Consider the following 10,503-nt stretch of genomic DNA (forward strand, 5'->3'; position numbering starts at 1 on the left):
GTCCGTGAACGGCTCGCTGGCCAGCAGCGCGGCCAGTCCCGCCACGGCGTCGTCGACCGAAAGCTCGACCGTTTCGTCGGTGGCGATGCGCTCGAAGGTACTGATCACTACGGTGGGATCCATCCGGACTCTCCTGCAAAGACGTGTTTGGCCGCCCGCGCGCCATGCCCGGGCCGGCAAGCTGCGCGCATGGTAGCACCAGCGCGCGGCGCCGGCGCCCCGGCCCGCCCGGGACCAGGCAGGGCCGCGGCGGCGGGCACGGCTTCAGCCCCGGGAGGGCAGCGCCGCGCCTAGCCGAGCCATTGCCGCATGACGTCTTCGTTGTGCTCGCCCACTTCGGGGGGCGCCGTCCAGCCTTCGGTGATGTCGAAGCCGCTGTAGCGCACCGCCGGGCCGAGCGTGGGGACCTCGCCATAGCGCGGGTGGCGCAGGGTCAGCTGCATGCCCCGGTGGCGCACCTGCCGGTTGGCGAAGACCTGGCTCATGCTGTTTACCGGCGCGCAAGGCACGCCGGCTTCCTCCAGCCGGGCGAGGATGTCGTCGGTGGCCCACTTGCGCACTTCCTCGTCGAGCGTGGCATAGAGCTCGTCGCGGTGCACCACGCGGGCCGGCATCGTGCCGTAGCGTTCGTCCCGCAGCAATTCCGGGCGGCCCAGGATCTTCACGAACGATTCGAAGAAATTCTGGAAGCCCGCGCCGATCACGGCCCAGCCGTCGCGCGTCTCGAACGCTTTGTAGGGCACCTGCTGCGCGTGTTCGGAACCCCACTTGCGGGGTTCCTCCCCGGTCATCAGGTACTCGAGCGCGGCGTTGGCGAGGAAGGCGACCTCGCTTTCCAGCAGGCTGGTCATGACGTGCTGCCCCCGGCCGGTGCGCTCGCGCTGCAGCAGGGCGGCGACGATCGCCGTCTGGCAGTTCATCCCCGCCAGCATGTCGAACGCGGACGTGCCGAGCTTGACCGGCGCCCCCTCGCGGGAGCCGGTGATGCTCATGTACCCCCCCACCCCCTGGATGGTCAGGTCGAACGCGCCGAGCGCGGCGTCCGGGCCGTCGGCGCCGAACCCGGATATCGACGCATAGACCAGCCGCGGCGACGCGGCCGCGAGCGTCTCGTAGTCCAGCCCCATCCGACCCATGACGTCGGGACGGAAGTTCTCCAGCACGACATCGGCCTTGAGGCACAGCGCGCGCGCGGTCTGCCGGCCCTCGTCGCTGCGCAGGTCGAGCACGATGGAGCGCTTGTTGCGGTTGGTCGCGTACCAGGTGATGCCGTTGTCCTTGAAGTACGGCGGCCCTTGCTCGCGCAGCGGGTCGCCGCCGCCGGGGGACTCCACCTTGACCACGTCCGCGCCCAGGTCCCCAAGCAACTGGGCACAGTAGGGCCCGGCGAAAAAGCGGGTGAAATCGAGCACCCGTACGCCGCTCAGCGGCTTGTCTGTCTTCTGCATGGTTTTCTCTCTCCTTGGGATGGGCCCGATCTACTCGGCCTTGATTTTCGCTTCCTTGACGATCCTGGACCAGTTGTCGACCTCGGAACGGATGCGCGCCTGGACCTGCTCGGCGGGAAGGTTCACCGCCTGCACGCCCTGCTTGTCGAAGGCGCGCCCGACCTCCGGCGACGCCACGATGCGCGCGACCTCGGTGCCCAGCTTGTCCACGGCGGCCCTGGGCGTCCCCTTGGGCACGGCAAGGCTGTAGAGCGCCGTCACCTCGAACCCGGGGATGCCGGTCTCGGCCACGGTGGGGACATTGGGATACTGCGCCAGGCGCTGCCCGCTGGTCACGGCCAGCACGCGCAGCTTGCCGGCGCGGACGTGGGGCTCGATCGTCGACGTGCTCTCGACGGTGAAGGCCACTTCGCCGCCCAGCAGCCCGACGACGGAGGGGCCGCCCCCCTTGTAGGGAACGTGCGTGGCCTCGAAGCCGGCGGCCCGCTTGAGCATCTCCGTGATCAGGTGCGGCGTGCTGCCGATGCCGGAGGAGGAATAGTTGTACTTGCCCGGGTCCGCCTTCATGAGCTTGATGAATTCGGCGAAGTTCTGCGCCGGGAATTTGTCGGCGACCACCAGCGCGTAGGAGCCGACGCCCAGGCTGGCGACGGGCATGAAGTCGCTCACCGGATCATAGGGAATGCCCTTGTAGAGGCTGGGGCTGGCCGAGAACATGATGGAATTGACCATCAGCATGGTGTAGCCGTCGGCCGGGGACTTGGCCGCGATGGAGGTGCCGACCGTGATGCCCGCGCCGGGGCGATTGTCCACCACCACCGGCTGCCTGATCGTGAGCGAGAGCTTGTCGCCCACGATGCGCGCGAGGTTGTCGTTGGCGCCTCCGGGCGGCTGCGGGACGATGAGCCGGATCGGCTTGTCGGGATAGGTGGGCTCGGCCACGGCCGACGTGGCGAATACCGCGGCGCTCAGCATGACCATCGAAGCCATGAACTTCTGCAGCATGGATGTCTCCTTTTTTTATGGTTTCCACCGTGGTGGCGACACCACTGTGTCACGGTGCCGCGAGGGTAGAAAGCGATAAAAAGTTGTCAGGTCATGCGTGCGGAAGGGGCGAGCGCCAGGCAGGGCGCGTGCCGTGTGTCAAGCGCCGTGTGTCAGCGCCGGGCCTCGAAACGGCGCGGCGGCCGGCGGGGTCCGGGGGAGGATGGCGGGCGGGCCTGCTATCGTCGATGGCGGAGGCTGCCACGCGCCGGCCGGAGCGGGGGAAGGACTCAGGCCTGCTGCGCGGCGCCGGCGCCGGCGTCGCGGACGTCCCGGACCGTCTGCCGGCGCGCCTCTTCGTGGATCCAGGAACGGAACAGTTCGAGCCTCGACTCGTTCTTCTTTGCCTCCGGAAATACCAGGCAATAGGCGTCCTCGCTGGTGAACGTGCCGGGGAACGGCGCCACCAGGCGGCCGGTCGCCACCTCGTCCTCGATCAGGATGCGCGGCAGCAGCCCGAGGCCCAGCCCGGCCACCGCCGCCTGCAGCACCATGTAGAGATGCTCGAAGCGCGGCCCGGCAAGGCCGTTGACGCCGTGCACGCCACGGCTCTGCATCCACTCGGGCCAGCAGGTCTGGCGGCTGGTCTGCTGCAGCAGCACATGGCGTCCGAAGTGGTCGATGGACAGCAGGTTCTCCCGGTTGGCCTGGTAGTAGCTCTGGGAACACACCACCAGCAGTTCCTCGCCCACCAGCTTCTCCGTCACCACCGCGCCCGGCCAGTCGTTGGCGCCGTAGTAGATCGCGGCATCGAAGGGCTCGGACTGGAAATCGAAGGGCTTGGCGCGCGTGGAGAGGTCGACGAATATGTTGGGGAACCGCGTGGAGAATTCCGCCAGCCGCGGGATCAGCCACCGGGTGCAGAACGCGGGCGGCGTCGCCAGCCGGATGATGCCGCCCTTGCCCTTGTGCGCCAGCAGGTTGACCGTGGCGGTCTGCATCTGCTCGAGCGAGGCGCGGATGTCCTCCACGTAGCTCTGCCCCGCTTCGGTCAGGACCAGGCGCTTCTTGACCCGCTGGAACAGCATCAGGCCCAGGTATTCCTCGGTCTGCCGGATCTGCCGGCTGACGGCGCTCTGCGTGAGATTCAGTTCCTGCGCGGCCCGGGTGAAGCTCAGGTGGCGCGCGGCCGCCTCGAAGGTGCGCAAGGCGGTCAGTGAAGGTAGTTGCCAGCTCATCGTTCGACCATAGGGCGCTTACCAAGCCTTGCGTAAAGCCCTCAGTTCCTCCATGTCATCCGGTGCGGCACCGCGCGCCCGGTCTTCACCCCACGCTGCGGGGCTGCCTTCACGACGACGACGCCGGCTCCGCCCGCGGCGCCGCGAAGGCTCGCATCCGCCGGGTCGGGCGCCGGGCCCCGGCGGGCTTCCGGATCATAGCATCGCGGGTAGCGCCGCCGGCCGGCTCATATGACACCGCGCCGGCGCAGGCCCGCGATGTCGTCCGCGGACAGGGCCAGCCATTCGGCCAGCACGTCGGCGCTATGCTGCCCGACCGCCGGCGGCGCGGTCCAGCCGGCGCCGACGTCGAAGGCCGAATAGGTGACTGCCGATGCGATCTGCGGCGTCACGCCGCCCGCGGGGCCCGCCGAGCCGGCCACCATGTCCCGGCGGGTGTCGCGGCAGTGCGCCAGCGCCTCCTCGATGCTGTGCACCAGCGCGTGCGGCACGCCGGCCTCGCGCAGCCCGATGGCCAGCGCCGCGAAGTCGAACTCCGCGATGCGCGCATCGAGCAAGGCATAGAGCTCCGCCTGGCGGGCGACGCGCGCCGCGGCCGACGAGAAGCGCGGGTCGCGTTGCAGGCTGGGCCGGCCGATGGCCGACACGAGCGCCATGAAGTGATCCTCGCGCGCGGCGTCGATCACCAGCCACCGGTCGTCGCGCGTGCGAAACGCCTTGCGCGGCGCGGCGCGCGTGCTGGCCGCGCCCCGGCGCCCGGGCACCTGCCCGGTATGGAAATGATCCACGGCGGTGTCGAGCAGGAGCGCCACCTGGCTTTCCAGCAGGCTGGTCTCCACGCGCTGGCCCATGCCGGTCGCCAGCCGCTGCAGCAGCGCCGCCGCGATCGCGGCCTGGCAGTGCATGCCGGCGGCGAGGTCGATCGCCGAGGTGCCGAGCTTGATCGGGCCGGCATCCTCGTCGCCGGTCAGGCTCATGTAGCCACCCAGCGCCTGGATGGTCAGGTCGAAGGCGCCGCTGCGGCTGTCCGGCCCCTCCGAGCCGTATCCCGAAATGGAGGCGTGGATCAGCCGCGGCGCGGCGCCCGACAGGCTCTCGTAGTCGAGCCCCAGGCGCGCCATCACGCCAGGCCGGAAGTTCTCGACCAGCACGTCCGCCTGGCCGGCGAGACGGCGCGCCAGGGCGACGCCTTCGGCCGACTTCAGGTCCAGCGTGAGCGAGCGCTTGTTGCGGTTGCACGCCAGGAACGTCAGGCCATTGCCCGCGTGGAAAGGCGGGCCCTGGAGACGCAGCGGATCGCCGGTGCCGGGCAGCTCGACCTTGACCACGTCCGCACCCAGGTCGCCCAGCAGCATGGTGCAGTAGGGTCCGGCGAGCACGCGGGTGAAGTCGAGCACCTTCAGCCCGGCATAGGGCTTGGGCTTGTCATGCATCGGGCGACTCAATCGACGAAGGCCTTGATGTGGGTCGCCACGGCCACGACCTTGCCATGCTGGTTCAGGCATTCCACCTTGGCGGTGATGCGGCGGCTGGCCGGGTCCACGCTGTCCACGACATAGCGCGTGGTGACGGTGTCGCCGAACCTGACGCCGTCCAGGAAGCGCACCTTGTCGTAGCCGAGCGACACGGTGCGCCCTATGCGCAGCCTGGCCGACGCCGTCGACATGAAGCCCATGAGCAGCGTGCCGTGGGCGATGCGCGTGCCATACCCGCCCTTGCGCATGTATTCCTCGTCCACGTGGTTGGGCGAGAAGTCGCCGGTGATGCCCGCGTACAGATAGACGTCGGACTCGGACACGGTCTTGGTGAAGACGACGGTGGTTCCGATGACGACGTCTTCGATCTTGCCCGACGGCGATTGAAAGTATTCGAGTTCCATGAAGAAGGTCTCCGGGGTTGGCATGGTTCAGGGTTTAGGGAACTAGGGGTGCAACCTGGTCCGCGGGCGCGAGCCAGTCCTGCAATACGCTCTCGGTGTGCTCGCCGGCCGTGGGCGGCGCCATCCAGTCCTCGGCGACGGCAAAGGCGGAATACCTGGCGGGAGGGCCGAGCACGGCGCGCGCGCCGGGCCGCCCGCCCGGCAGGTCGACGCGCATGCCGCGATGGCGCACCTGCCGGTGCGCAAAGACCTGCGCCAGGTCGTTGACCGGCGCGCACGGCACGCCCGAGCGCTCCAGCCGGCGCAGGAGGTCGCCGGTGCCGTGGCGCGCCGTTTCCGCATCCAGGGCGGCATATAGCGCGGCGCGGTTCTGCACCCGCCCGGACATGGTGGCAAAGCGGGCATCGGCAGCGAGGTCCGGGCGGCCGAGCTCCTGCACGAACGCCGCGTACAGGTTCTGGAAGCCGGCCGCCACGACGATCCACCCGTCAGCCGTGCGAAAGGCCTTGTAGGGGACCTGCTGCGCGTGCTCCGACCCCCAGCGCGCGGGCTGCGGCCCGCCCAGCAGGCATTCCACGGCGGCGTTGGCCAGAAAGGCGATTTCCGATTCGAGCACGCTCGTCGAGACATGCTGGCCCAGCCCCGTCGCCGCGCGCTGGAACAGCGCGGCAAGGATGGCCGACTGGCAGTTGACGCCGGCCAGGGCCTCCAGGGCCGAGGTGCCAAGGCGGCTGGGCGCGCCGTCCCGCCCGCCGGTGATGCCCATGTAGCCCCCAGCGGCTTCGGCCAGCAGATCGGCGGCGTCCTGCGGCGCGGGGCCAGCGGGCATCACCGCCGGCACCACGCGCGCATACACCAGCCGCGGCGCGGCCCGCGACAGCTCGGGCCAGCCAAGACCCAGCCCGTCGAGCGTGGCCGCGGGCAGCGCGTCGATCAGCACGTCGGCGCGGCCGCACAGACGGCGCAGCAGTTCGCGCCCCTCGCCGGTGTGCGGGTCCGCCGACAGCGATCGCTTGTTGCGGTTGAAGGCCGCGTGGCAGGCCGCGCCCGCCGTCCACGCGCCGTCCACGCGGACCACGTCGGCGCCCAGGTCGCCCAGGCACTGCCCGCCATACTGGCCGGCGACCGAACCGGCGGAGAACTCGAGCACCCGCAGGCCCCGCAGCGCCTTGCCGGCGCCCGGCGAAGAAGAATCGGGAAGGGACATCATCTGCCTCGAAACACCGGGCGCCGTTTCTCGAAATGCGCGCGCATGCCTTCTTCGTTGTCCTGCGTGGCATCCAGCGGGCGGCGCAGGCGCTGGTCCAGCGCCCCCGCTTCGCGCAGCGACAGGCTGGCCCCTTCGTTCAGCGAACGCTTGAGCGCCGCCAGCGCCAGGGGCGCGGTCGCCTCCATCTCCCGCGCCCAGTTCAGCGCCTCGTCGAGCAGGTGTTCCGCCGGCACGACGCGATCGACCATGCCGAACCGGTGCGCGTCCTCGGCGCCGAACCGGCGCGCGGTAAACAGCAGGTCCTTGGCGCGGGTCACGCCGACGATGCGGCTGAGCGTCACCGGCCCGCCGCTGCCGGGATAGGCGCCCAGCGTCATCTCGGGAAAGCCGAACGTGGCATTGTCCGCCGCCACGCGCAGGTCGCACGCCAGCGCCAGCTCGGCGCCGCCGCCCAGGCACCAGCCGCCGACGGCGGCAATCACCGGCATGGGCAAGTCCCAGAGTTCTTCGGAAAGCGTGAGCAGAAGCTGGCTCTGGGCCGCCTTCTGCTCACGGGACAGCGTCTGGCGCTGCTTGAGATCGGTGCCGGCGGAAAAGGCGCGCCCGGCGCCGGTCAGGATGACCGTGCGCGCCTCGGGCATGGACGTGGCGCGGCCCACCGCGTCGCGCAGCGCCTGCACCAGTTCCGACGACAGCGCGTTGAGCGCCTCCGGCCGGTTCAGCGTGAGTACCAGCGATGCGCCGCGCATCTCTTCGATCAGAATGCTCACGAGCCTTGTCTCCTTTTCTAGTTTTGTGCCGCGCCGCCGGGGCGACCCGGCGCGGCATGGTCAGTCGCTCTTGATGTGCGTGTCGCGCACCACCTTGAGCCACAGGGCGGACTCCTTCTTTATCAGTTCGTCATACGCCGGCGCGGTGCTCGGCGCCGCTTCGGCACCCTGCGCGGCGAGCTTCTTGATCAGCTCGGGATCGGCCAGCGCCCGGTTGAGCGCCTTGTTCAGGACCGCGATCACGCTCGCCGGGGTCCCCGCGGGCGCGACCAGGCCGAACTTGCCCGACACGTCGAAGCCCGGATAGCCCGACTCCGCCACCGTCGGCAGCGCGGGAAACAGCGCCGTCCGCTTCGGACCGGTGATCGCCACGCCCCGCAGCGTGCCGGGCGTGACGAACGGCACCAGCGCCGCCACGTTCTCGAAGGTGGCCTGCACCTGGCCGGCCATCAGGTCGGTCAGCGACTGGCCGCCGCCCTTGTACGGGACATGCGTGATCGACGCCTTCGTGACCGACTTGAAGAGTTCCGCCGCCAGATGCGTGGCGCTGCCGTTGCCGGCCGAGCCATAGTTGATGGCTCCCGGCTTGGCGTTCGCCAGGTCGACGAACTCCTTGACGGTATGCACCGGCAGCTTCGGATTCACCGCCAGCATGTAGGAGACCGTGGCGATTTCGCCGATCGACACGAAGCTCTTGATGGGATCATAAGGCAGCGAGGGATACAGCCCGGCGGCCGAGGTGTGCGGCAGGGTATTGATGATCAGGATCGTGTAGCCGTCCGGCGTCGCCTGCGCGGCGTAGGTGGTGCCGATCGTGCCGCCGGCGCCGCCGCGGTTGTCGATGTAGACCTGCTGCTTCAGTTCCTCCGCCAGCTTGGGCGCGACGATGCGGGCCAGCACGTCGTTGCCGCCGCCGGGCGGATACGGCACGACCAGCCGCACCGGCCGGCTCGGAAAGGCATCGGCCGCCTGCGCCGCCGGCACCCCGATGGCGAGCGATAGCGCGCACAGGAGCGAGGCTCCCGCGTGCCGCGAGTGTGTGGTTCCGAATCTCATGTTGTCTCCGTTTTATTTATGGAATGCAAAAGCCCTGCTGGCAAGCCCGCGCCGGCTAGTGGATGGGTTCGAGGCTCTGGACCAGTTCGTCGTTGCCGCCGCGGGTGAAGGCGATGTGCTGCAGCCAGCGGGTGTTGTCGGTGGCGGGAAAATCGGTGCGCTGGTGCGCTCCGCGGCTTTCCGTCCGGCCCAGCGCCGCCTGCAGGACGGTGGTGCCGACTGCCGCCATGCGCCGCGCCTCGCGCAGCTCCACCGCGGCCTCGCGGCTGCCCGCGCGCATCCGGAAGATGTTCTCGTGCAGCGCGCCAAACGCGGCCAGGCCCGCGGTGAGGCCCGGTCCGTTGCGCCAGATGCCGGCCGCCTCCGAGAGAACCTTGCGCATGTCTTCCTTGGCCTGGCGCACGTCCTCGGCGCAAGCGCCGCCGTCGGCGTGCGCCAGGCGGGCGATGGCGCTGGCTTCGATGGCGGGCCAGTCGCGCGCCGTCGCGGGCAGCATGCCGCGCGCCGCGCCGCCGCCGGCGATGGCGCCGAAGACGAGCGTGTCGCTGCAGCCATTGCCGGCGATGCGGCTGGCGCCGTGCACGCCGCCCGCGGCTTCGCCGCCGACGTACAGGCCCGGCACGCCGGACCAGCAATCGCCGTCGACCGCCACGCCGCCCATCATGCTGTGGGCCGCGGGCGCGACGATGGGCGGGGTGGTGGCCGGGTCGACCCCCGCGGCGCGCAGCCTGCGGCAATGCGATACGTAGCTTTCGCGCTGCTGCTCGCTGAGCACGGTGGCGTCGAACGCCACGCCGCCCTCGGGAAACCCGCGCCCCTCGTCGATTTCGCGCTGGATGAACAAAGCCAGGCGCGCCTTCTCGATGCCGCGTTCGCCCAGCGGCGGGTTGTAGCCGAGCATGAAGCGCTCCCCGCGGTTGTTCAGCAGGTGCGCGCCGTCGCCAAGCATCGAGGTCGGCATTTCCATGCCCCGGCATTCCTGCGGCCAGACCGTCACGACCGGCTCGAACTGGACGAATTCCATGTCGATCAGGCGCGCGCCGGCATCGAGCGCCATGCCGAGGCCGTCCGCGCCCACGTCGACCGGATAGGTGCTGTCGGCGTAGAGGCGGCCGATCCCGCCCATCGCGATGACGACGGCGCGCGCATGCACCACGGTGATCTGGTCCGAATGCGGCTTCCACAGGACGGCGCCCACCACGTCGGCGCCATCGCGCAGCAGCTCGACCGCCTTTTGCCCCGCGATCTGGTGGATGCCGAGGGAGCGCGCCCGGTTCGCCATCACCTGCAGGATGGCGCCGCCCGTGCTCTCGGGCACGAACACCGACCTGGGATAGCGGTTCCCGCTCAGGTGGCGCTGCAATACCTGGCCGCCGCCGTTGGCGGAATCGGCGGCGTGGGCGAAGGGCACGCCCCAGGCGACGAGCTCGTGGAACGCATCGACCGATTTCTCCGCCAGCAGGCGCACCAGCCGCCGGTCGTTGAGAAAGTAGCCGCCCTTGAGCATGTCCTCATAGAACACGTCGGGGCTGTCCATCGGGTCCACGCTGCCGATCGGCGCATTGAAGCCGATGACGTAGGGGGACGCGCCCCGGGCACGGTAGGCCAACGTGACGTCCGCTCCCTGGGCCTGGGCCGCAAGGGCGGCGCGAAAGCCGGCCATGCCGCCTCCCAGGACCAGCACATCCGTCGATACCACCTCCACTTTCCACTGCATCCAGCCTCTCCTTGACATGCCCGCAACCAGGTTGGGGTATGGCAAAGATTCTGAATGCGCCACCGGGGAAGAGAAAGCGACGATTCCTTTCGGTTTGATGAGTAAAACGCACCAACCGGCGCCACCGCGCCGGCGCCGGCGCCGCGGCCCGCGCGCGGTGGCCGACGCGCTACGCCGCCCGGCGCGCGCCGGCGGCGGCCG

General features: G+C 70.1%; 9 protein-coding genes. All 9 read right to left on the minus strand.

What is annotated here, in order from left to right:
- Positions 1 to 290: 290 nt before the first annotated feature.
- The 9 genes from K206_RS0108920 to K206_RS0108960 all read right to left on the minus strand — a co-directional run bounded on the left by K206_RS0108920 (position 291) and on the right by K206_RS0108960 (position 10,302).
- Positions 291 to 1,448 (minus strand): CaiB/BaiF CoA-transferase family protein, encoded by a 1,158-nt coding sequence (locus tag K206_RS0108920; RefSeq protein ID WP_020202068.1) that lies wholly within the window; start codon positions 1,446 to 1,448, stop codon positions 291 to 293.
- A gap of 30 nt (positions 1,449 to 1,478) precedes the next feature.
- Positions 1,479 to 2,453: a tripartite tricarboxylate transporter substrate binding protein gene (locus tag K206_RS0108925; RefSeq protein ID WP_020202069.1), complete on the minus strand. Its 975-nt coding sequence runs from the start codon at positions 2,451 to 2,453 to the stop codon at positions 1,479 to 1,481.
- Between the two features lie 269 nt (positions 2,454 to 2,722).
- Positions 2,723 to 3,670 carry a transcriptional regulator GcvA gene (gcvA, locus tag K206_RS0108930; protein ID WP_043365935.1) on the minus strand — a complete coding sequence of 316 codons (948 nt, stop codon included), beginning with the start codon at positions 3,668 to 3,670 and terminating at the stop codon, positions 2,723 to 2,725.
- Between the two features lie 227 nt (positions 3,671 to 3,897).
- Positions 3,898 to 5,103 carry a CaiB/BaiF CoA-transferase family protein gene (locus K206_RS0108935; RefSeq protein ID WP_020202071.1) on the minus strand — a complete coding sequence of 402 codons (1,206 nt, stop codon included), beginning with the start codon at positions 5,101 to 5,103 and terminating at the stop codon, positions 3,898 to 3,900.
- 8 nt (positions 5,104 to 5,111) lie between these two features.
- Positions 5,112 to 5,549, minus strand: coding sequence for a MaoC/PaaZ C-terminal domain-containing protein (locus tag K206_RS0108940; RefSeq protein ID WP_020202072.1), 438 nt, complete (start codon positions 5,547 to 5,549; stop codon positions 5,112 to 5,114).
- A gap of 34 nt (positions 5,550 to 5,583) precedes the next feature.
- Positions 5,584 to 6,759, minus strand: a complete 1,176-nt coding sequence (locus tag K206_RS0108945; RefSeq protein ID WP_231401585.1) for a CaiB/BaiF CoA-transferase family protein — start codon at positions 6,757 to 6,759, stop codon at positions 5,584 to 5,586.
- Positions 6,756 to 7,529, minus strand: coding sequence for an enoyl-CoA hydratase/isomerase family protein (locus K206_RS0108950; protein WP_020202074.1), 774 nt, complete (start codon positions 7,527 to 7,529; stop codon positions 6,756 to 6,758). Before K206_RS0108950 ends, K206_RS0108945 begins: the two co-directional genes overlap by 4 nt.
- Before the next feature lie 60 nt (positions 7,530 to 7,589).
- Positions 7,590 to 8,585 carry a tripartite tricarboxylate transporter substrate binding protein gene (locus K206_RS0108955; protein ID WP_020202075.1) on the minus strand — a complete coding sequence of 332 codons (996 nt, stop codon included), beginning with the start codon at positions 8,583 to 8,585 and terminating at the stop codon, positions 7,590 to 7,592.
- 55 nt (positions 8,586 to 8,640) lie between these two features.
- Positions 8,641 to 10,302 (minus strand): FAD-binding protein, encoded by a 1,662-nt coding sequence (locus K206_RS0108960; protein ID WP_020202076.1) that lies wholly within the window; start codon positions 10,300 to 10,302, stop codon positions 8,641 to 8,643.
- Positions 10,303 to 10,503: the final 201 nt, after the last annotated feature.

The sequence above is a fragment of the Cupriavidus sp. WS genome (assembly GCF_000395345.1).
GTDB lineage: Bacteria > Pseudomonadota > Gammaproteobacteria > Burkholderiales > Burkholderiaceae > Cupriavidus > Cupriavidus basilensis_B.